This window comes from Dyadobacter alkalitolerans DSM 23607 (assembly GCF_000428845.1).
GTDB classification, from domain to species: Bacteria; Bacteroidota; Bacteroidia; order Cytophagales; family Spirosomataceae; genus Dyadobacter; species Dyadobacter alkalitolerans.
In genome coordinates this window covers 26618-50225 of sequence record NZ_AUAS01000017.1, presented here as the reverse complement: position 1 = coordinate 50225, position 23608 = coordinate 26618, and the positions used below count along the sequence as shown (strand labels likewise).

Sequence of the window (23608 nt, the reverse complement as noted above, 5' to 3'; positions counted from 1 at the left end):
GGACAACTTTGTTCGCCTTTGAACAGCCCTTAAAAAACTTCCTACCAGGTTCTTTTAATGCCGAAATAACCGCCCGCAGAATCGACAAACAAACTGCCATTATCAAGCCCGAATTTTGCTGTCAGACTGGTTTTTTTCAAATGTGGAAATGCGTATTCGCCGGCTAAATAAGTGGATAACTGCCCGCGAACCGGCTTGAAATTTTCGCCCGGCATCCCGTAATTTTGGCTATACGAAACCTTCAATGTAAGCGCAAGCACATTCCCCCAGCCTCCCTGCACGCCTGCATACCAAACATTCACACGGTTGCTGGGAAAATAGCGTGTACTCGTCTTCTTTGACTGGTCCATATCCTTACCAGGCACAATAAACGGCGTGCCCACGGTCCGGTCGAAATAAGACCAGCCTTTGGAATATTGAGAGTGGTTGAAATAATTATCCGCGCCCTGATATGTGCTTCCGGGAATGTAAAATGTGGATCCCGACTGGTCTTTTGTGGACAAGAATTCTAATGTAACCCGCGACAGGGCAAAGCCGACATTATTCTGTAATGAATTCATTTTTAGATTAATACCATACAAACCATCCGGCACATTCTTGAAAAGCATACTCGATACATCTTCGAACGGATGCTGATGATACACAAACAGCTGCTTGTCGCCAACCTTAGTTTCAAACGCAAAATCATAGCTTCCCAAATGATTACCTAAACGGTAACTGTCAAAAGAACCGTAACCGTTTTTGGTGAACCAGTTTTTGGGAGTGTAAGCCAGCACCACATTGGGATAGAACTTCCAGGACGATGGCAATTCGCCGTTCACTGCCAGTTCAGGATGCTTTTTGAGCTCCTCGGAATGCCCGGCCCAAAGCACATTATGATTTAAGCCGAAATAAAATTTACTTTTTGACATGGGCTTGCCCAGTCGCAGATACATAAACTTCTGATGAAGTCTCACGCCCTTTATATAATCCGTATCAAACCAGCCATGCGCGAAGCCTGCGTGAACAGCTAGAAAGTTGCGCGTAAATTTTAAGGGAACGAAGCTGATTGTTCCGATCTGGACCTTTGGAATAGGCAGGGCATTGCCCGAGCCTGCATAAAACCCGGATGATAATGTCGTATCGCCCAGTCCCATCATTTCACGCCTTCTTCCTGCATAAATTTCCAGCATTTTGAACCTCGCCTTCACATGCGCTTCCGGCAACAGAACCTTAAACTGATCCTGCTCATTGTAGTTGAGGACAGGATTTAAAGCAAATCCCCAATCTGTTTTTTGCGGACGGTTAGAAAGGCTGTCAAAAAATACATAGTCTTTTCGAATCGTGCCCTGGATTTGTCCCGCAGGGCCGGTGTTAGGCACAATGCCGAACTGGTTGGTACGCAGCCAAAACGGAGTTTTTTCGGGGGAGGAAATGTATGCACCGGCTTCAAGCCCTGCTTTCAAACCAAAGGGCAAAGCATTTCCATTTTGCGCGTTCACCCGCAGACATTGAAATGTGAAAAGGCAGATTGCAATGTAAAAAGTGGCCTTAAACCTAAGCATAACGCAATTATATGAAGGATTACCTTGCAAGATAAAGACGTTTGTACTAAAACTTTCTACCCAAAAATTATTTCAATGTTATTAAACGGTGCTCCCCACCCTACTCATTTTTCAATGTTTGCACAGGATCGAGCAATGCTGCACGAACGGCCTGATAGCTGACGGTTAATAACGTGATTACCAATGCACCTACGCCTGTACCAGCAAATATCCACCACGAAATTTCGGTGCGATAAGCGTATTTCATCAACCATTCGTGCATCGCATACCATGCGACCGGTGTCGCGATTACAACCGCAATGATCACAAGCCTCACAAAATCCTGCGACAACATTTGCCAGAGGTTACGGACGGAAGCGCCCAAAACTTTGCGGATCCCTATTTCTTTCGTCCGTTGCTCGGCCACAAATGATGCCAGCCCGAAGAGCCCGAGGCAGGAGATAAATATTGCAAGCGAAGCAAAGAAACCAGCCAGCTTGCCCATACGCTCTTCGGACCGGAACTTAGCATCATATTCCTGGTCGGCAAATTTGTATTCAAACGGCACAGTAGGCGTCAGCTTCCTGAAAACCGCTTCGATCTTCGGTAACGCAGTGCTGGCGCTGGTCTGATCGTTCAGCCTGATATTGACCCAATTGGGAGATCCAAAAAGGAAAAAGACGCTAGGCGCAACTTTCTGGAACGGGGATTCCATCACCATGTCTTCAACCACACCCAAAATTCTGAAATTCTTTTTAATATTATCGGTCATCCATTGGCTCTGCCAACTTACGGTTTGCCCGACTGGCTGCTTAAAACCCAGCAACCTGGCAGCTGTCTCGTTAATAATGAAACCGGCAGAATCGGAGGCCATATCTTTGGAAAAATTACGGCCTGCAACAAATTTCCAGTTCACAACGTCTGCATACTCATGTGAGACAGTCAACGTACTGAATCCCGGCGGATTTTCCATCGTCATACCTTCCCAGCTGAAACCTCCGTTTGCTGACCAGACGTCGGTAACCGGGCTTTGGGACAAAGCGACTTCCTTCACAACGCCTGTCTTTTTCAATTCGGCGCCGATGAGGGCCGATTTTGCATAAAAATCATCCGACTTCATTTCAATCATCAGCAATCCCTCACGCGCGTAACCCACCGGACGGTTCTTGGCAAACCTTACCTGGCTATAAATAATAATGGTGCAGATCACAAGCGCGATTGAAACTGTAAACTGTATAACAACCAGCACTTTACGAGGCATGTAAGCAAATCGGCCGACGTGGAGAATGCTTCCCTTTAACACTTTCACAGGCTGGAAAGAAGTGAGATAGAATGCGGGATAACTTCCTGCCAAAATGCCTGTTATGAGGATGAATGCAATGCTCGTCAACCAAAAATAGGAGTTGCTAAACGGCAGGGTCATTGCCTTGGCAGACAGATCGTTAAACCACGGCAACGACAAATCCAACATCAGTAGGGCAAACCCAAATGCAAGCATTACAATCAAAAACGACTCCGTGAAAAACTGGCCGATCAATTGCAACCGCAGCGAACCGATTGCCTTGCGAACGCCTACTTCTTTCGCACGCTTTTCTGAGCGGGCCGTGCTCAGATTCATAAAGTTAATGCATGCCAGAAAAAGAACGAAAAAGCCGATTATGCCCACAAGCCATACAAATTGTACCGGACCTGAACTGACTTCACCATTCTTAAAACTGGAATACAAATGCCAGTCTCTCATGGGGTGTATCCACATCTGAGGGTTGGTAGCCACCTCGTTCTTCATGTTATCCATGTTCCGGATGACATTTAACTCCGAATCCCTGATCGCCGCCGAAGCCTTCGCAAAATCGATCCCCCGCTTGATTTGTACATACATGGTCAAAGCATGGTTATCCCACTGCTTTTCACGCATATAACTATTTTTGGCAATAAAGTAATCCCAGCTTCCCAAAAACTGAACATCGTCAAACTGCGAATTACGAGGAAAATCTGCATAGATGCCCGAGACTTTCAAATGCAGGTCAGCATTAACCGTAACCACCTTGTCCAACGGATCTTTCGCCCCGAAAAGCGCTTTTGCCGCCGATGCCGATAACATTACAGACTGCTGATCCTGCAATCCCGCCCGGGTGCCGCTGAGCATATCCAGGGACAACATTTCGGGACCTTCCGCAGCAATGAACTGGCCTTTTCTGTTCAGTTTCTTATCACCTACGGTGAGAATATGCTCACTGGTATGCGTAGATGGCACAATATGCCTGAAACTCTCGCTATGATTGCTCTTCAACTCTGCTACCAACGGGTAAGGCACCGATTTGGACTTTTGCAGTTCACCCCCAAACATTTGATCCACGACAACCATGCCTATGTGGTCATAGTTTTCATGATTTTTATTAAATGATAATTCATCATAAATCCACAGCCCGGCAAGCATGGCAACCGCCATGCCGATAGCTAATCCACCAATGTTAATTACTGAGTAACCTTTGTTTTTCAGCAGATTCCTAAGTGCGATTTTCAGATAGTTTCGGATCATGTCGGACCTGTTTAGTGATGATCACTTCATTTATTATCTCAATGTTTTCACCGGATTCGCAAGCGCGGCTTTGATGGACTGATAGCCGACGGTGAGACAAGCGATGGCTACGGCCAGCAGTGCGGAAACAGCAAAGATCCACCATTCAATGTCGATCCTGAATGCGAAATCCTGCAACCATTTGTTCATAAAATAATAGGAAACCGGGCTCGCTATAATGATTGCTATGCCCACCAGCCGCAAAAAATCTATGGATAACAAGGTGGTTATGCTGGCGACGGATGCGCCCAAAACTTTGCGGATGCCGATTTCTTTGGTGCGCTGTTCAATGGAGAACAGCGCCAGACCGAAAAGTCCGAGGCAGGACAGGAATACAGATAAGAGCGCAAACATGGAGGTAAGATTGGAGGCTAACTCCTCTCTTTTGTAAAATCCTGCTATTTCTTCGTCGTAAAAACTATATTGGAACACATATTCCGGAAAGTGTTTCTGCCAGACTTTCATAATGTCCGGAATCGTCGAAGCACTTAAATTTTGCAGCTTGATCCCGGCGCTGCGGTAATGCTTTTTAGATGCATAAATGACGGTTGGTTCAATGTTGGAATATAGATCTGCATTGTTGAAATCGGACAAAACACCAACGATCACGCCCGTTTTATTATCCATATCACCCACCACCAGACGCTTGTTCAACGCTTCCTCAGGCGATTTCAGCCCCAATGCTCTTACTAACTTATTATTGATCAGCAATTCATGAAGCGTATCCGACTGAATCGGATTGCGACCGGCAACAAGCTTCAACCCGTAAGTTGCCACGTAATGGTTATCCGCGCTTCTGGACCGGGCCACAAACTTTTCCCAATCGCGGTTTTCAAATTTAATGCTGCCGCCATTGCCTGCTTGCGATGAAGGTGGATTCCTAAAAAAGGATATGCTGGCAACTTCTTTGATCCTAGGAATTTCGTTGCTTAGCGCTGCAATTTGAGTAGTTCCTGTATCGGGCAGTCCTACATGCAGGATCAGCTCTTTGTTTAAGCCCAAATCTTTATTTTTCAAATATCTGGATTGCAGAATGACTACCATTGAAACAGCGATCAAAACAAAGGAAATACTGAATTGCACTACTACAAGCGACTTTCTCACGGAAAACGAACCCCGCTCGTTAGCAACCGCCAGACCCTTGATCGCCCGGACCGGATTTAAATTTGAGATAACAAATGCGGGATAAATGCCTGCTATGCACACGACAAAAATCAACAGCGCAAGGCTGAATGCGAGCAGCTGAAAATCGGCAAATACATTGATATCCAAATTGATTTCCAGCCAATTACTGATTGTTGGCATCAGCAACTTGGAAAGCAGAATGGCCAGAATGAATGATATGCCCGTAAACAAAGCGGCTTCATGAATAAAAAGCCAGAACACCTGCCATTGCGAAACGCCAAGCACTTTCCGGATTCCCACTTCCTTGCTTCTCTTTAAAGATTGGGCGGTTGTAATGTTAATAAAGTTGAAACAAGCAATGAGTATCAGCAGCAAACCAACTGTTGCAAGCATTATAATGGTGTAGTATTTAATCTTACCACCATAACTGATGTTGAAATGGACGTCTGCAAGCGGCTGCAAGTGGTAATGGAACACATTGCTGTCCGCACCGTGAATCTTCTTCGCAAATGCGATTAGCTGTTGTTCCAAAGCTTCCTTATCTTCTTCGGAACGCAGGCTCACATACGTTTCCCGGTTGCTATCGATCCAGCCCCAGTCTTCATAACCATATTCGGGAATCAGCTTCTTTAAAGTTTGAAGCGAAACAAAGATGTCTTTTTTGAAATCAGTTTGCTCCGGAAAATCCTTGATAACGCCAGCAACTGTGACATTTTCAGCATTATTGATCCGGATCAGGCGGCCCATCGGATTTGATTTTCCAAAGTATTTTTTTGCGTAACGCTCCGTCAGGACGGCCTGTCCCGGCAGGTTCAAAACTGCTGCATTACCGGCAACAAAATGATAATCAAAGATTTTAAAGAATTCAGAATCTGTGAAAGCAGCTGATGATTTTTCAAAAAATTTCCTGGAATTGTTGGCCTGCTCAATGCTGAGCGTTAATTCACGCTGAGCCAGGTAAGCGGCATGCGAAACATTTGCAAACTCCTTCCTGAGTGTCGTATGCAAAGGAAAAGCCGAGCCCTTCTCATGCTCGACGGAACCATCCTCCAAATGCAGATCAACCACCATACGGAAGATCTTATCCGCCTGCCGATGATGCTTATCAACACCTAAATGATAGGAAACCAGCTGAAAAATAATGATAGCCCCAGCCATACCAATCCCCAGACCGGTCATATTGATAGCCGAGTAGACCTTATTCTTCACCAAATTCCGCCAGGCAATCCTAAAATAATTCCGAAGCATAAAAAATAAATTCACTCATTCACACATTGAATAATCATTCACTCCGAAGACTCTTCACCGGATTCATCAGCGCCGCTCTGATACTCTGAAAACTCACGGTGGCGAATGCGATGGCCGCTGATAAAAAGGCTGCAACTGCGAAGATCCACCAGTAAATGTCAGTCTTATAGGCAAAGTTTTCCAGCCAGCGGTACATTCCGTAATATGCTATTGGTGAGGCGATCACAAATGCAATGAGCACTAATTTCAAAAAATCTTTGGACAGTAATCCCACAATGCTGCCTGTGGAGGCGCCCATTACCTTCCGCACGCCGATTTCCTTTGTGCGCTGCATGGTGCTGTAAGAGGCCAGGCCAAGCAATCCGAGACATGAAATGAAGATAGCGAGGATAGCAAAATTGAAAAAAAGCTTTTCAAAACGCTCTTCACTCCTGTACTGCCGGTCGAAAAATTCATCCATAAAATAATAACTGAATGGCCGGTTTGGCATGACCGTCTTCCATTTTTGCTCCACAGCCGCAACGGTTTCCTTAATGTTGCTTCCATCGATTTTGATGGAAACCAACTCGCTGCCGCGCGGCTCGATGCGCATGGTCAATGGCTTAATCGTTTCCTGCAAAGACCGGAAGTGAAAATCTTTGACAACCCCCACAATCTTGCCCTCACGGCCCCATTGCTTAAACCTGCGGCCAATGGCTTCTTCCGGGGAGCTGTAACCAAACAACTTCACGGCGGCTTCGTTCATCACCATTGCCTGCGTAGTATCGGTTCCAAAATCCCTTGCAAACGGACGTCCGGCAGCCATTTTCAGGCCAAACTGCGGGATATAATCAAAGTCAACGAAATACAGGTCCAGGTTTGCGATCTGCAAATCCCCGCTTTTGTTCTCAATTTCTGAGTATGCGCCCGGATTACCGCTGCCCGGCACGCTGGAAGATGTTGCTGTCGACTTTACGCCAGTCAAGTCCGCCAGGGATTGCTTGAATGCGTCTTTTTTGGGATCGCCCTGCGAGTTCACGATCATCATCTGGTCTTTACTAAACCCAAGATCGCGGTTCCGCATGAAATCCATCTGGATGTAAACCACAATGGTCGCAATGATCAATGCGATCGATATCGCAAATTGAATGGTTACCAATGATTTTCTCAACAAAATCCCCTTCACACTTGTCGTAAAACGACCTTTCAATACAACCACGGGCTCGAATGAAGATAAAACCAAAGCCGGATATATCCCTGCTACAATCCCGATGATCACAGCAGCGACGAACATACCAGCTACAAAAGGCAGGTTATCCAGAATTCCGGTGCTGATGATTTTACCGGAAAGGTTATTGAAAAGCGGGATCAATGCCGTGGAAAGCACAACGGCGAAGACAAATGCGATCAAGCATAAAAGAATGGATTCACTAATAAACTGCCTCGCTACAAGCATCTTAGGCGCGCCCACAACCTTACGTATCCCTACTTCCTTTGCCCGCTCCACCGAACGCGCCGTGGTAAGATTCACAAAATTAATGCAGGCAATCAGCAAAATAAAAATAGCCACAACCGAGAACACGTACACATTATTCATGCTGCCCGACTCTTCGGTGTCCCGGGTCGATTTCAGGTAAACATCGCGAAGCGGCTCCAAGAAAAGCTTGTAATACATTTGTGACTCTTTCATTGTTTTCCCTGCGCGTCTTTCCAAGAATGCAGGAAATTTGCGTTCAAGCGCCGTTTTCGTTGCACCGGGAGTTAATAACAAATAAGTTGTAGCGCCGAAGTTGCCCCATTGATCGTCCAGTCCTTTATTGAAGCGCTGCGTCATGGTTGTCATCGACAGGATCATATCGCCTTTGATCTGGGAATTTTCAGGAATATCCTTCATTACGCCCGTTACCTTAGCTGGTAGGCCCTCGCCCGAAAGCAACAATGTCTGGCCAATGGGATCTGCGTCTCCGAAATATTTCTTAGCCGCTTTTTCTGTAAAAACAATGCTTAATTGTTCCTTCAAAGCGGTTTTAGGATCTCCTTTGATTAGTTTAAAATCAAAAACCCGGAACAGGGTTGAATCTGCAAAAAGCGTTCTTTCCTCCTGGAATTTAATATCCCCTTTTCTTACTAAAAAGCTGCCGCTGCTCACCCGCGTAAAAGCTTCCACTTCGGGAAAATCACTTTTAATGTTCGGTGCAAACGCCCAAGATGTAATACCCGCATTAATAGTCTCCGAAGGCGTTTTGATATCGGTTACCAGCCTGTAAATGCGATCAGACTTGGTATTGAACGCGTCATAACTCAGTTCGAAATTCACATAAAGAAATATCAGGAAACAGGCCGACATCCCGACCGTCAGTCCCATGATATTGATAAAAGAGAACACTTTGTGCTTCCACAAATTCCGAAGGGCAATTTTTAGATAGTTTCTGAGCATGGTTATGAGTCGAAAAAATTATAGAGGAAGCGCTCGCTGAGCGCTCTGAGCACAATCAAAACATATGTGCCAAATTTCAAATAGAAAACAAACGATTGATTATCAAATATTTATAACTAAAAATAAAAAATCAGCTGTCCGAAATCGAACAGCTGATTTTTTATCTGTTTGCATTTATTCGCTCCTCAGCGACTTCACTGGGTTCATCAATGCAGCCTTAATGCTCTGGAAACTGACTGTCGTGAATGCGATCACAATGGCTAATGCGGCGCTGACGGCGAACATCCACCAACTGATGCTGATCTTATATTCAAAGTCTTGCAGCCATTTATCCATAAAATACCAGGCAACCGGCGATGCCAGCAAAATCGCAATGCAAACAAGAACCAGAAAATCGCGGGAAAGCAAGCCTACAATGCTTGAAACCGACGCGCCAAGCACTTTCCTGACGCCTATTTCCTTCATCCGCTGCTGTGCCATGAATGTAGCAAGACCGAATAAGCCCAGGCAGGCGATAAAGATCGAAAGCCCGGCAAAAATCTGGTATAACAGGCTGAGTTGCCGCTCCTGGTTGTAAAACTCTTCAATGCTCTCATCGAAAAATTTCCCTTGTAATGCCACTTCAGGGAATACACGGCCATATATTTTTTCAATCTCCGCCACGGCCTTCGATACATTTTTTGTCTGGATCTTAATGCCTGCCTGCCAGTAATACTGCGGCATCGGCATGATCATGATCGGCTTGGCAGCATCGCGCGCTGAATTGGCTTTGAAATCTTTCACGACACCCACAATAGGCTGCCATTGGCCGCCGCCCATGCGGATATTTTTGCCTATGGCCTGGTTAGGATCCTTAATGCCGAATTTGTGAAGCAGCGTTTCGTTAACTACACATGAACCCGTCGAGTCGCCTTGCCTGTATGAGGCTCCGGCAGCAAATTCGATCCCGTAAGTCTGGAAATAATGATGGTCTGCAAATTTGTTAAAAATCTGAAAATCTTCATCTTTCCCTTTGTTATCAAACGCAAAATTGCCCGACCAGTTGTCGTCTGACGACGGCACGTCCGATGAAAAGCTCACCGAAGAAATGTCAGGGCTTTGCAGGAGTTCATTCCGTAATGTTTCAAAACGGGTTTTATAAGCCTCGTCCAGATTAACCGTGTAAACGCCTTCTTTCACGAAACCGAGATCCAGGTTTCCAATGTATTTCATTTGCGCAATGGTCACAATAGTGCCCACCACCAGGATCTGAGAAATGCCGAACTGGACAATTATAAGCGTTTTTTGCAAAGAAACACCTCCAAAAGACCGGTTCGCGATTCTGCTTTTTATTGCTTCGATAGGCCTGAACCCAGACATGACCACAGCCGGATAAAACCCTGCTACGAAACTCACTACCAGGGCGAGCGCAACAATAAAAAGCCAAAGTTCAGGATTTTGAATAACCGGCAGCTCGGCCGGAACACGTGAAATTTTTCCCAACAGCGGCATACTGATCATTGCAATCATAACGCCCAACACAACCGCGAAACCGACGATCAGCACCGTTTCGCTCAAAAACTGGCGCATTAATTCCGAACGTCCACTGCCCAGCACTTTCCGTACACCCACTTCCCTGGATCGACGCGCAGATTGCACAGTTGCCAGGTTGATGAAGTTGATGCATGCCATGGAAATGATCAGAATTCCGATTACCACTAGCGTCCAAAGCACATTTCTGGCAACGATATGGTCGGAATAATTGACAAAACGGTCGTCATAATGCTGATCTGCGAGCGGGCTGAGGAAGTGCTTTATCTTAAAATTATCCTTCTTGCTATTGTAATGTTTTGAAACAAATTTTACCAAAAGCTTGTCAATGCTGGCTGGCGCGACATTCTCGGGCAGAAGCACAAAAAGCTGATCATTGCTGCTTGTGCCGCCCCAACTTTCGAAACCCCCGAAGCCAAATAACTGAGGCTGCTGCCTTTTGGATTCATAAGAAACCACAATGTCAACGGGGAAATCCGTGTTAATCGGCGGATTGGCCAGGATCCCGCCTACTTTCATCACTGTTTTGTTATTGATCTTTACGAATTGTCCCATGGCTTCCTGCCAGTTGCCAAAATACTTTTCGGCACGCCGCTGAGAAAGCACGATCATATTCGGGTCTTTTAAAACCGTTTTTGAGCCAGCTAAAAATGGAAAATCAAAGACGTCAAAGAACTCAGGAATAGTAAGTAAGCCGTCATCATCCTCGTAATATTTTTTTTCGGAAGTTTGATTATTGGCATCCTTGCCCAGCACCGTGACCTGCGGTTCGAGCGTGCCATAGACAGGCACGAGCTTTTCAAATTGCGGGACATCCACTTTTAATGCTGCGTAAAAGGGCAGCGGGCTTCCAGGCGTATAATCGGTTTGTCCGGTGGCGTAATCCGTTTGCTTTACAATCCGGTAAATGCGGTCGTATTTGCTGTGAAATTTGTCAAATCCTGACTCATAGGAATATACGACGTAAAGCAACAAACAGGCGGCCACGCCAACAGACAGACCCAGGACGTTCAGGATGGTGTAGTTGCGATAACGCAAAATGGTCCGCAATGCAACTTTGAGATGATTTTTAAGCATAGGTTCAGGTTTTTGGCTGGGCCTGTTCACTCATTTTTTAAAGATTCGACCGGGTTCATCAATGCGGCCCGGATACTCTGGAAACTAATGGTAATCAATGCAATGACAATGGCAAGGCTGCCTGCTGAGACAAATATCCAGACAGGCATTTGAATTTTATAAGTAAAATCCTGCAACCATTTATCCATGAAATAATAGGCAACCGGCACGGCCAGTACAATTGCAATCACAACCAGTTTTACAAAATCTTTGGACAGCAATGCGACTATCGCTGAAACGGACGCTCCGAGCACTTTACGAATGCCGATTTCCTTGGTGCGGGTTTCAGCCGTAAAGGTTACCAGACCAAACAGGCCCATACAGGCAATAAAAATTGCCAACCCCGTAAAGACCGAGAACATTGTCGACATCCGGATCTCCGTTTTGAATGTTTCATTGAAAGCTTCATCCAGGAAATAATATTCGAATGGCTTTTCGTGGTCGTATTTTTTAAAAATCTTCCCTATCAATGCTACTTTATCCTGAATGTTCGCAGCCGGGTCCAGGCGGGCATAGAGCACACCGTTCGACCCCGGAAAATTGAGAATGTTCGTGGTGTCGCTCACGACTACTAATTCCATGGCCTTAATGCCGTTTTGCAAGGAAGTGAAATGAAAATCCTGCACAATGCCGGCGATTTCATCCGTTTCACCCAACATTTGACCGATCGGATTCCCCTTGATACCGAGCTCCTTAATAGCCGTTTCGTTCAGCAACACGTGTTTACGGTTTTTCATCACTCCCGCAACCGGTTCTGTTTTCCATTTCAGACCAAGCGTTTTTACAAATTGATTATCAGTGACCATGTTTGCCAGCCCGACATCCATTTTTGTGGTAAAGTTTTTGATAAACCACATATTAAAACCCTTGAAAAGCCCGGCATTGGTTACGGTAACATTCCGGACACCAACCTGTTGTTTTATTTCATCCCGTAGCGGAAAGTAACTTTTTGCAACCGTTGCTGAAAGCGGAATGCTCAGGATCTGATCCTTATATAAGCCTAGCTTTTTGTTTTGCATAAATGTCAGCTGGTTTTTCACGACCAAACTGCAAATGATCAGCGCTATGGAAACCGTGAATTGGAAAACCATAAAAAACTTGCGTAATGTAGCGCCATTGTGATTTCCTCCAAATCTTCCCTTCAACACATCCAAAGGTGCAAACCCAGATAAAATCAACGCGGGATAACTTCCGGCCATTAATGCTGATAACAATAACAGGATCACCAAAAAGCCTAAAAATGACGGAGAAATAAGAAATGAGGCATCTATTTGCAGGTTCAGCAGGTCATAAAAAGGCTGCTGCCACAGATATACAAAGATGAAGGCTAGCAAAAACGCCAGCATACAAACCAGGACCGATTCGGCATAAAACTGACGGACAAGGCCACTTCTACCCGCGCCTATCACCTTGCGAACACCCACTTCTTTTGCGCGCAAAGTGGCACGGGCGGTTGTAAGGCTCATATAGTTAAAAAGCGCCAGTGACAGGATCAGCAAAGCGACGCCTGCAAAAATCGAGATCAGCTTCGAGTTGCCGGATTCATTGAAATTATTTCCTAGATGCGTTGTAGCGAAGCTTTCCAGCACGTAAGTGGCCTCATTGTCAAATGCGCCTGTGCGCATGCCTTCCCGTTTGATATTCTTTTCCACCGCCGCTACCGACTGCTCAGAATCCAGGAGCAGGTAAGTGTTGAATGCACCCGCATTATCCCAGGCATTTTTGTTATGATCACTCAGCGCAGGAAATGTCAGCGACGAGAGTATAAAATCAAAATTGAAAGTGGAGTTGGAAGGCGGATTTTCGGCAACGCCGGTGATACGCAACGGATGTTTTCCTTCGTAGATCAATGCTTTGCCGATCGGGCCTGTTGCTCCGAAATATTTTTCAGCAGCACGCTCCGAGATGACCACGTCGAAGGGATTTTCCAGCACCGCTTTTGGATTTCCTTCTTTCAGTTTGAATGTAAACACCCGCAGAAATGAGGGATCAGCAAACATTACATTCTGCTCAAAAAACACTTGTGACGGCTTTTCAGGATTTTTGATAACCACCTTATCCACTATGGTTTTAACACGTGCATAATCCTTTACTTGTGGATTATACTCCTTTAAAAACGGACCGAGTTTTGTCGAAAATGAATTGAACTGCAGGTCCGTGTCGCCCATTTTCACCCGCGCCAGGACTCGGTAAATGCGGTCGTGGTTTGTATGAAATTTATCAAAACTAAACTCATGCATTACAAACATGAGGATCAGCACGGAAACGGCCATTCCGCCCGCCAGTCCAAAAATGTTGATAAAAGAGTAAGTCTTGTTTCTGGCAAGATTCCTCAGCGCAATTTTGAGATAGTTTTGCAGCATTGGCTTGTTTATTTAGTCACTTTTTAACGATTTTACCGGGTTCATCAAAGCGGCCTTGATGCTTTGGAAACTGGTTGTGAATAAGGCGATTGCTATGGTTGCAAGCCCGACATATACAAATGTGAAAGGACTGATTTTGATCTGGTAAGCGAAGTCGGAGAGCCATTTGTTCATGCCATACCAAGCAGCCGGAACGGCGATTGCGATGGCTATCAGCATCAGTTTCACAAAATCTTTCGAAAGCAACAGGACAATGCTTGCCACCGAAGCTCCCAGCACTTTTCTGACACCGATTTCCTTGGTCCTTTGCTCTGAGATAAAAGCGATTAATGCGAACAGCCCCAGGCATGCTATAAAAATAGTAATACCCGAAAATAATGCGAGAATGGAGGAAATGCGGTTTTCGGCTTTATACATATCGTCAAATTCCTGGTCCAGGAAGTGATATTCAAATGGGCGCATCGGGAAGTTTTCCTTCCAGCTTTTCCTGAGCAGTTCTACGGCTTGCGTCGATTCGTTACCCGCAATTTTCACCATTATTTTTCCAAAATAATTGTATTCCGGAATGATGGCGATGGGACCTATTTTTTCGTGCAATGATCTGAAATGAAAGTCTTTGGCAACTGCTTTTACTGCTCCCTCCCTGCCATTCATACTGACCAATTTGCCTATGGCTGTTTCCGCCGTCCAGCCCAGCGCCTTTACTGCAGACTCATTGAGTATGAATGCAAACTTTCTTAACGCCGCCGAATCCGCTGTTGCCTGTAAAATATCAGTGTCGTTAAAATTCTGTCCGGCAACGAGCTGCATTCCTAGTGTCGGCACAAAATCTTTTTCCACTGGAATGGCAGTAATGTTCAACTGGAAATTCTGCGGTTTGTCGCTGGCCGTGATGGTATAGCCGCCCTGCACATTCAGCGGCGAATCATAAGAGGCGGTGACCGACTTAACAATGGGATTATTGAGCAATTCGTTTTTGATCGTCGTCAATTTCCCGGTGGAAATGCCGGTGCCCATGTCTACAACAATGATCTGCGAAGGATTCAGACCCAGATTTTTGTTCTGAATGAAATGAAGCTGCTGGTTGGCGATGATCGTCCCGATGATGAAAAGGATCGAAACGGTGAACTGAAAAACAACGAGCGAGCTGCGCAAGCCGGAGCCACTATTGGTTGCCAGGATTTTTCCTTTCAGCACCTTAATAGGCTCAAACCCGGAAAGCACCGCGGCCGGATAAAGTCCCGACAACAATGTCACAACAACAGCCAAGCCGATCATCAGCAGGATGACGGAATAAGCCGGCCAGATGCCCAACCCTAACGCGCTTTCTGTGAGGTTGCTAAGAATTGGAAAACCCAGAAAGGAAATAAGCAGCCCTGTCACAATCGCAAGGATCGTAATGAGGCCGCATTCAAATAAATATTGACGAAAAACCTGCATTCTGTCTGCCCCCATCACTTTTCGAACGCCTACTTCCCGTGCGCGAACGACAGACCTGGCTGTGACGAGATTGATAAAATTAATGCAAGCAATGAGCAGAATCAGCAGCCCGACGCCGGAGAGAATATAAACGTATTTGTAGTTGCCGGAAGCCTCCAAGCCAGCAGAAACGTTGGAATAGAGGTGAATGCGGTTAAATGCTTCCATTTCAAACCTTAGCTTTGTAGAAGGGTCCTGCGGATTATTGAGGTTTTTGGCAACATACTGATCCACCTTGGCCTGCAATGCACCCATGTTCGCCTGTGGTTGCAGCTGCAAATAAGTGTACTCATTGGCAGCATCAAATGTTTCCGTTTTGGAGCGGGGCAATGTGCTGTAACTGCCTAACCAATTCCATTTGATATGTGAATAAGACGGAATGTCAGCAATCACGCCGGTTACCTGCATGGTCAGATTTTCGTTCATCAACACCGATTTGCCAATCGCGCTTTCGTCACCAAAATATTTCCTGGCAGTGGCTTGGTCTATAACCACCGAATTAGGCTGCGCCAGCGCCGTAGCCTGATCGCCTTCAATAAACTCGGAAGGAAAAATCTTGAAATAGGATGCGTCCGAAAAAAGGACTTTCTTCTCATTGAAGAGCTTATCATTATATTTCACGGCCACTGCTCCCCCACCGCTGTAAGGATAAAGGCGGACCGATTCTTTGATCTCACCGAACTCACGCGCAAAAACAGGAGCCACTGCCGTGGGTGTGACTGCAACATTCACCGGCTCGCTGTCTCCGGATTGATAAAACAAATTCACCCTTACAATATCAGCACTATTGACCTGAAAGCGGTCATAACGGACTTCGTGCAGGACATAGGTGGCCAGCAAAAGGAAACAACCAATCCCCAGTGAAAGCCCTATGATGCTGACAAGAGAGTTGGTTTTGTATTTCCAGAGATTCCGAACGGCAATTTTGAAATAATTCTTAAGCATGTGTTATGTATATGATCAGGTTTAAATTTTACTCACTTTTTAATGACTTAACCGGGTTCATCAACGCGGCCTTTATACTTTGAAAACTGATGGTAAACAGGGCAATAGCCACGGAAATAATGGCTGCAAACGCAAATACGCCCCAATGTATATTTGTATGATAAGCAAAGTCCTGCAACCAGGAATTCATGGCATACCAGGCTATGGGTGAAGCAATTACAATGGCAACCAACACCAATTTTATAAAATCGTTGGATAACAAAATCACAAGACTGGTGACGGATGCACCCAGCACTTTTCTTACACCAATCTCCTTCGTCCGGATCTCCGCCATGAAGATCGACAAACCCAGTAAGCCCATGCAGGAAATGAAAATCGCTATGCCTGAAAATAAGCCGAAAAGCAGCTGCTGGGTTTGCTCTGTGGCGTACAAAACGCGGAATTTCTGATCCAGGAACTCGTATTCAAACGGCCGGTCAGGGAATTGTTTTCGCCAAACGGACTCGATATGCGCCAGCGCATCCTTAATGTTGCTGCCTGAAATGTGCACTGACATCGAACCCAGCCTGTCCGTTTGCGCGAACATGACAATAGGCGCGACTTTCTGGTGCAAAGATTCAAAATGATAGTCCTTGGTCACACCCACGATCTGCCCGCGGATCTCACCGTAGCCGAAACGCGCACCCACTGCATCGGCAGGATTCTTCCAGCCTAATAACTTCACGGCGGTTTCATTCAAAATGAAGCCATTGGTCTTATCCGTTGAAAAAGCACGCGAAAAATTCCGCCCCGCAGCCATTTCAATCTGGTAAGTGGGGATAAAATCCTCGTCCACCGAAAGCGATTTGACCCCGATATCGGCAGGTGCCATGGAATCGCCTTTCATGACATAGGCCTCCCAGGAATCCAGCAAACGGCCCGAAGGAATGCGTGACGATCGTCCCACTTCCACAATGTTACTGTTTGCCTTTAGTTGCTGCTTAATGCTCTCATAGTTAATGACCGAATCACTTCCGGCACGCAGTAGCACCATTTGGTCTTTGGAATAACCCAGTTTGTAATTCTTTACATATTTCATCTGATTATAAACAACCGCCGTACAAATGATCAGCACAACGGCAATCGCAAATTGTGTCACCACAAGGCCCTGACGCAGTTTTCCATTTTTCAATGCAGAAGCGACGCGGCCTTTGAAAACACTTAGCGGCTGAAACGAAGTCATAAAAAATGCCGGATAACTTCCTGCTATCACGCCCGTAAACAATGTGATAGCCAGCACAATGCTCAGGAATACAGGATCCAATAATGCATTGAAAGAAAGTTGTTTTTGCGTGAAATCATTCAAAAACGGGAGACATATGACGACGAGCAGAATGGCAAAAAATAACGACACAACAACCAGCAAAATAGATTCACTCAAAAACTGCCGCACCAGCTGGTGCCTTACCGCGCCAATCACTTTGCGCATCCCCACTTCCTTGGCCCGCGTAGCGGAACGTGCGGTGGCAAGGTTCATATAGTTAATGCAGGCAATGACCAGGATAAAAATCGCGATGGCCGAGAACAGGTAAACATATTGGATATCACCATTGGATTCAATTTCTGAGTCAAGGTGCGAACGCAAATGTATGTCTGTAAGTTTTGTCAGGTTAAGAACCGAGTAAGTGGACGCTTTGGGATCGATATGGCGGTTCTGGAATGCTGGAAAGGCTTTTACCAGCTTTTGGGGATCATAATTTTTAGGTAAAAGCAAAAATGTAGAGAACGAATTATTCCCCCAGTTTGACCTTAAACCCTCAGCTCCATAAACCCGGTCGTCATTCAGTGTAGAAAAGGAAATCAATGCTTCCGGATGAAAGTGCGATTGAGATGGCAAAGACTCAAAAACACCCGTTACCGTGCAGTCAAACTGGTTTTCGAGCTTAACAGTCTTTCCGATGGGGTTTTCTTTGCCAAAATATTTCTCCGCCATTTTTTTGGAAAACATGATGGAAAAGGGGTTTTCAAGCGCTTTGTCGGGGTTACCCTGGATTACATTGAAAGAGAAAAGCTTAAAAATGTTCGCCTCGGCTGCGAAAACGTCGTTTTCATTATAAATATTCTCACCATACTCAACCAGCCCGCCCATTTCAAGCAAACGCACAACCTGCTCAACCTCAGGAAAATCCTGCTTAACCAATGGAGCAAATGGCGGGGCTGTATGTCCCAAACGAAGCGATTCGGTGCCGTCTTTGGAAAGGAACGTCCGGTTCAAACGATAAATGCGCTCGGCATTTGCATGAAAACGGTCGTAGCTCAGCTCGTCTTTTACATAAAGAGATAAAAGCAAAAAGCAAGTAAGGCCAATGGCAACTCCGGAAATATTGATGAAGCTGAATGTCTTGTGTTTCAACAAGTTCCGGAGTGCAATTTTAAGATAGTTTTGAAACATGGCTATTGGGCGTTTGACTTTGCACGACAATAAATGTATGCCATCTGCATAAACAATTGACTATCAATAATTTAAAGCAGAAGCAATTGTCCGATAACGGACATGGTTGTTCGCCTGTGCGCCGGGACAGACTCCCTGGCTTAAACCTCGGAACTCAGTCTCAGTCAGCCACATTAATTCTGAACATCGTCGTTTCTGATGCTGCGCTTGTTTTTCTTGATCGCTTCTTTCAACCGGCCAAACTTATAATTAAGGCTCACATTGAAGTAGCGGAAGTAATCTCTCCGGTCGTTGAAGGATGTAAAATTCGGCCCGGATGTTTCTGTATGGTATTTTCTGAATTTTGTAAATGGGTTATTTGCGGCGGCGGAGAACGAGAATTTATCCTTAATAATGTCCTTATTCACACTGAACGACGGGCTGATCATGGAATTGGATGTGCCTTGCAAATTCACGCTTGGCCCCATACTTACCAGATTTGCACTGATACGCCAGTCTTTTTCCAATTTGTAACCCGTTGAAGCCGACAGCTGATACATTACACCACTATTGGTAATTGTCGAGCCGTTCACGATGCCCGTTACTTTTCCGTGCGCAATGCGCAGGTTCGCGCTGAAATTCCATTTTTTGGTGATCGGATAATTCATATTCAGATTTCCATTGATGAGCCTGGCCCTGCCTGTATTTCCGTACGATGTGCGGGTGATTTCGGTCTCCGGATTGTACACGGCAACCGCAAAAATCAGGTCTTTAAATTGTGTAAAACCCACGCCGAAATTGATAGAGCCCTTTTTAGATTTGCTATAACCCAATTGCAGATCATGCACGAACGCAGGCCGGAGGTCCGGATTTCCTGTTCTTTCGAAACTCGGATTGGTACGGTCGACAAATGGATTGAGCTGATAAATTCCCGGGCGCTGAATGCGTTGCGTGTAACCAAAATTCACACCAACATTATCCTTAAATTTCCTGTTGATCGAAACCGAAGGAATTACATTGAAATAATTTTGCTTCACTTCCGAATCGGTCGAAACAAAGTCGGCATCGATGATGGTTTGCTCAATCCTTGCGCCTGCCTTTACGCCCCAGTTTTTGAAACTGTATTGGTACGTGTTATAAGCCCCAAAGACATTCTGCGTGTTATTGAACATATTGCTCATGGCGGTATTCACCACAAACGTCTTACGCTCAGCATCGTAGGTGCTATACTGGAAATCACTCTTGTTATCCCGCATAATGCCTTTCAGGCCAGCTTCAATGTTCAGTTTTTTAATCGGATATACATAATCCACCTGAAATGTCTGCTCTGAGAAGCTCTGATCGTTGACCTGACGGTAATCGGGTGTTTCATAATTAATCCTTTCGGAAATCAGCAGGTTGCTGTTTTGGTTATTATCAAAACCATAGTAACGATAAGACAATGTCAAAAGCCTGTTTTTATCTGCTTTAAAGCCTTTTTGATAATTCAATGCTGCGTCCATTCCCTTTCCATAACCATCATTGTAATTTCTCACGCGGTAACCCTCCACCACTTCCTCATTCACGTTGATCACCGAAGTCTGATTGCCCGAACCATCAGATCTACTCCCATTGAAATTCACCTGGGCACTTAATAAGTTGAGGCTATCTACCTCATAACTAATCTCGTATCCGATATATCCGTTCTTATTTCCTGATCTTGTAAAATTCTCCTGAAACAATTCTGATGGTTCCGTTCCCAATGCGGTCCGTCCCACCTGCGTACGTGTCAGCGGCGTGTCGTAGATGCTGCCGCCGGCCAGGGCTGTCATCCCAAATTTGCCCAGCTTTGCAGAAAATGTCCCGCCGAAACCCGGCCCGCCAACGCGGAAACGTTCGCTTACATTCAATGTGCCATTGTAACCATTATCCACTTTTTTGTTTGTGATAATGTTAATAATCCCTGCCAATCCTTCCGCGTCGTATTTTGCTGGCGGCGTTGTAATCACTTCAATGCGTTCGATGGAAGAAGCTGGCATGCTTCGCAACACTTCTTTATAGCTGCGTTCGACCATACTGGACGGTTTCCCGTTAATCAGAATTTTGAAGTCCGCATTGCCTTTCAGGTAAATGTTCTCATCGCCATCCACTGACAGGAAAGGGACTTTGCGCATCATTTCGAGCACACTGTAAACTTTGCTTTCGGGATCGGCCTGCAAATCGTAAGTAATGCGGTCAATCTCCTGTTTCACAATAGGTTTAAAAGCCGTAACCGTTACTTCTTTCAAGCCAACAGTTGCAGGGCTAATCGCTATCGGTCCTAAGTTGATTGCATTGTTTGAGCTGTCGGAAAGATCGGCGGTAAGGGTTTTTGAATGATAGCCCACGCCTACAAGGACTACTGAATATTTTCCGGGTTTCAGTTTCTCAAAAGCAAAGGACCCGTCGGATTTTGTAAAATCAGCTTTCACCGCGGCACTTCCTTGCATCAGATTAACGGTCACAAAATCAAGCGGCTTTCCGCTTGCAGAGTCGGATACCGCACCGGAAATTTTACCGCCAGGGGGCAAGGACTGACCAAAAGCAGCGGAACCCATGCACACGAGCCCGTAAATGAGGGCTGCAAGAATAGTTGAGAATAAAGTTTTCATGGCTAATTAATTATGGCTAACAGATAAAAAAAGGCATAGGAATTCCGGTAAGAGTTTCCACTCTTTTAAAATTTCCGCTACTAAATGATCTTAGAATTTGCTGCTGACGCTCCAACGCCTAACTCACACCAGGCAACGCAACAAATATATACAAAGGTACTTTGTGATGCAAGGTACTATGCCAAATTATTCTAGATGCTATTTCATCATCTTCCTTTCTATTATGAAGTTAAGGATAAGACTTATGCCTCCTAGCAGAAAGGTCATGGATAAGTATGCGGTGCCCCTATTGAATTCGTAGTAGTTTTCTAGGAAATTGCCTGTCAAAATACCCAGCCCTACTCCAACGAAGAGCATCCCGAATTTCAATGTCGGATAACTGATGAAGCTGTTACTCTCAAAAATGGATGCGTTGGCACCTTTTTCAATTAGTGCTATGCGTTCGCGGTGCCTTGTCACCAAAAAAACATAAATTATTCCGAAAATAGCTGCAAATACGCCGAGGGAAATGATAACTCCGTTCATGATAATGTCTGGTTGAAAAGTTGTACATATTGGACTATACAAGCTCAACAGTGGTTACAGATTTTCGGGAAAATATTTTTAAAAATTAACCCATTCCACTGTAACCATTGCTCCGTAGCAGCAGTCTAATAACCAGATGAGCAAAGAAAATGCATGAAAAACCCGGGAGATCAGATCCATATTGACAATGTAAAACAGGGGGACCTGGCTTCCTTCACTTTTCTTGTTAATAAATACAAAAACATGACCTACACCATTGCCATGAAGATTTTGGGTAATGCGGAGGATGCAGAAGATGCGGCCCAGGAGAGCTTTGTAAGGGCTTATTTGCAGATTGATTCGTTCCAGGGCAATGCAAAATTTTCTACCTGGCTATACACCATTGTTTACCGGACCTCAATTTCTAAATTGCAAAAACACAGAATTCAGCTTTCCTCATTGGACGACGAACTGACTGAGAGCTATGTTTACGACTACGCAACGCCTCAAATTGAGTATATGCAGGCGGCGGAGCGGGAAAAATTTGTTAAAGCAGCAATTGGCAAATTGCCGAAAATAGAGTCGCTGCTGATTACGTTGTATTATATGAATGAAAATTCGATTGAAGAAATTGAAGAAATCACGGGCTTGTCGGCGGCTAACATTAAAGTGAAGTTATTCAGGGCCAGAAAAGTATTAGGAAGAGAATTACAATTCTTGTTATAAGCGGAGCATGGAAATGGAAAACCATAGTGAAGAAGCGTTCAGGAACCTACTTAAAACAGTTGCCCCGGAAAAACCGGATGCAAACTTCACACAGCAGGTTGTAAAACAAGTCACGGCAGAAATACAGCATGCCACTTCCCGCGAGGAGCTTGCATTGAAGAGATTACTGCAAACAACACTTCCTGAACAGCCTTCGGGTTCGTTTACAAGCGACTTATTGCTGAAACTGCAACCTGCCCCAAAAGCAATTGAATACAAGCCCGTTATATCCCGAAATACATGGTTTTGGATCGCCGCATGTATGACATTAGCATTCTTAGCATGCATATTTGTACCCCCAAGTCAAACCAAGCAAACTTCGCAAATCCTGGGCGCTATTGATAAACTGGCACGTCCCACTTATATCGTTTCAGATAAGATTAACCAGCTTCCTGAGATGTATTCTTTCGCTATCATTGGCCTGGCCTCACTACTGCTGTTTGATTATTTACTCCGTCTAAAAACAGGAAGCCTCGCTAAGTCTTGAAGCATATTTTCTCCAAGACCTAGCGAGGCTATTAAATTAGGTTTGATTAACCTCTTCGGTTGTAACGCCCGTTATTGTAGCTGTTTTGGTAAGAAAACAAGCGTTGGCGTTGCACTTTTGTCAGCACTTCCAGAATGTCTTTTTGTTTGGCTCTTTCCAATTTCTGCGCATTCTGATAACTGCTGTATCTTCTGTTAGACATTAGCTGATCATAGTGGTTTTCGATCTTTTTGATCTTATTTTCCTGCTTACGCGTCAGCTTTACAATTTGGTCCAGCTTGTTAATCTTGTATTCTTCCAAAGCATTGTCGCTGCGTGAATTATTCATGGCCGGAACTTCATGTCCGTAACGTTGCGCGAAGCTGTTTCCAATGGTCAATGTTACTATAGTTGCGATTGCTAAGATGGTCTTTCTCATGGTTCTAATATTTAAATTGTTTGTTTTATGTAGGTTAGAGGCCCTTTTTCAACAAACGTTTAACGCACCGG

13 protein-coding genes are annotated in these 23608 nt (G+C 45.1%); 2 read left to right on the top strand and 11 right to left on the bottom strand.

Features of this window, described 5'->3' with window-relative positions; genetic code table 11:
* Nucleotides 1-41: 41 nt before the first annotated feature.
* The 10 genes from G395_RS0123480 to G395_RS0123435 form a co-directional block, all read right to left on the bottom strand.
* Nucleotides 42-1544 carry a capsule assembly Wzi family protein gene (locus G395_RS0123480; RefSeq protein WP_084439794.1) on the bottom strand — a complete coding sequence of 501 codons (1503 nt, stop codon included), beginning with the start codon at nucleotides 1542-1544 and terminating at the stop codon, nucleotides 42-44.
* Between the two features lie 100 nt (nucleotides 1545-1644).
* Nucleotides 1645-4062, bottom strand: a complete 2418-nt coding sequence (locus G395_RS0123475; protein ID WP_026632299.1) for an ABC transporter permease — start codon at nucleotides 4060-4062, stop codon at nucleotides 1645-1647.
* Between the two features lie 33 nt (nucleotides 4063-4095).
* Nucleotides 4096-6489: an ABC transporter permease gene (locus G395_RS0123470; protein ID WP_229204268.1), complete on the bottom strand. Its 2394-nt coding sequence runs from the start codon at nucleotides 6487-6489 to the stop codon at nucleotides 4096-4098.
* 19 nt (nucleotides 6490-6508) lie between these two features.
* Nucleotides 6509-8890, bottom strand: a complete 2382-nt coding sequence (locus G395_RS0123465) for an ABC transporter permease (protein ID WP_026632297.1) — start codon at nucleotides 8888-8890, stop codon at nucleotides 6509-6511.
* A 174-nt stretch (nucleotides 8891-9064) separates the two neighbouring features.
* Nucleotides 9065-11497, bottom strand: coding sequence for an ABC transporter permease (locus G395_RS0123460; RefSeq protein ID WP_026632296.1), 2433 nt, complete (start codon nucleotides 11495-11497; stop codon nucleotides 9065-9067).
* A 26-nt stretch (nucleotides 11498-11523) separates the two neighbouring features.
* On the bottom strand, nucleotides 11524-13899 hold the full coding sequence (locus tag G395_RS0123455) for an ABC transporter permease (protein WP_026632295.1): 2376 nt from the start codon (nucleotides 13897-13899) through the stop codon (nucleotides 11524-11526).
* A gap of 12 nt (nucleotides 13900-13911) precedes the next feature.
* On the bottom strand, nucleotides 13912-16323 hold the full coding sequence (locus G395_RS0123450) for an ABC transporter permease (protein WP_026632294.1): 2412 nt from the start codon (nucleotides 16321-16323) through the stop codon (nucleotides 13912-13914).
* A gap of 28 nt (nucleotides 16324-16351) precedes the next feature.
* Nucleotides 16352-18754, bottom strand: a complete 2403-nt coding sequence (locus G395_RS0123445) for an ABC transporter permease (RefSeq protein ID WP_026632293.1) — start codon at nucleotides 18752-18754, stop codon at nucleotides 16352-16354.
* A gap of 173 nt (nucleotides 18755-18927) precedes the next feature.
* Nucleotides 18928-21363, bottom strand: coding sequence for an outer membrane beta-barrel protein (locus G395_RS0123440; protein ID WP_026632292.1), 2436 nt, complete (start codon nucleotides 21361-21363; stop codon nucleotides 18928-18930).
* Nucleotides 21364-21561: 198 nt separating this feature from the next.
* Complete coding sequence (locus G395_RS0123435; RefSeq protein WP_026632291.1) at nucleotides 21562-21888, bottom strand: DUF6249 domain-containing protein; 327 nt, start codon at nucleotides 21886-21888, stop codon at nucleotides 21562-21564.
* 153 nt (nucleotides 21889-22041) lie between these two features.
* Between G395_RS0123435 and G395_RS0123430 the strand changes: the two genes are divergently transcribed.
* Together G395_RS0123430 and G395_RS0123425 are read left to right on the top strand one after the other, a co-directional pair.
* Nucleotides 22042-22593: an RNA polymerase sigma factor gene (locus G395_RS0123430; RefSeq protein WP_026632290.1), complete on the top strand. Its 552-nt coding sequence runs from the start codon at nucleotides 22042-22044 to the stop codon at nucleotides 22591-22593.
* 13 nt (nucleotides 22594-22606) lie between these two features.
* Entirely contained in the window at nucleotides 22607-23119 is a 513-nt protein-coding gene (locus tag G395_RS0123425; protein ID WP_157486792.1) for a hypothetical protein, read from the top strand.
* Nucleotides 23120-23165: 46 nt separating this feature from the next.
* Here G395_RS0123425 and G395_RS0123420 read toward each other — a convergent pair whose 3' ends face one another.
* Nucleotides 23166-23537 (bottom strand): hypothetical protein, encoded by a 372-nt coding sequence (locus G395_RS0123420; protein WP_026632288.1) that lies wholly within the window; start codon nucleotides 23535-23537, stop codon nucleotides 23166-23168.
* Between the last annotated feature and the right edge of the window lie 71 nt (nucleotides 23538-23608).

Bases quoted from the DNA above. Each gene is read 5' to 3' on its own strand.
- G395_RS0123480 (WP_084439794.1), bottom strand. From the start codon at position 1,544: ATGCTTAGGTTTAAGGCCACTTTTTACATTGCAATCTGCCTTTTCACA.
- G395_RS0123475 (WP_026632299.1), bottom strand. From the start codon at position 4,062: ATGATCCGAAACTATCTGAAAATCGCACTTAGGAATCTGCTGAAAAAC.
- G395_RS0123465 (WP_026632297.1), bottom strand. From the start codon at position 8,890: ATGCTCAGAAACTATCTAAAAATTGCCCTTCGGAATTTGTGGAAGCAC.
- G395_RS0123460 (WP_026632296.1), bottom strand. From the start codon at position 11,497: ATGCTTAAAAATCATCTCAAAGTTGCATTGCGGACCATTTTGCGTTAT.
- G395_RS0123455 (WP_026632295.1), bottom strand. From the start codon at position 13,899: ATGCTGCAAAACTATCTCAAAATTGCGCTGAGGAATCTTGCCAGAAAC.
- G395_RS0123450 (WP_026632294.1), bottom strand. From the start codon at position 16,323: ATGCTTAAGAATTATTTCAAAATTGCCGTTCGGAATCTCTGGAAATAC.
- G395_RS0123445 (WP_026632293.1), bottom strand. From the start codon at position 18,754: ATGTTTCAAAACTATCTTAAAATTGCACTCCGGAACTTGTTGAAACAC.
- G395_RS0123440 (WP_026632292.1), bottom strand. From the start codon at position 21,363: ATGAAAACTTTATTCTCAACTATTCTTGCAGCCCTCATTTACGGGCTC.
- G395_RS0123435 (WP_026632291.1), bottom strand. From the start codon at position 21,888: ATGAACGGAGTTATCATTTCCCTCGGCGTATTTGCAGCTATTTTCGGA.
- G395_RS0123430 (WP_026632290.1), top strand. From the start codon at position 22,042: ATGAAAAACCCGGGAGATCAGATCCATATTGACAATGTAAAACAGGGG.
- G395_RS0123425 (WP_157486792.1), top strand. From the start codon at position 22,607: ATGGAAAACCATAGTGAAGAAGCGTTCAGGAACCTACTTAAAACAGTT.
- G395_RS0123420 (WP_026632288.1), bottom strand. From the start codon at position 23,537: ATGAGAAAGACCATCTTAGCAATCGCAACTATAGTAACATTGACCATT.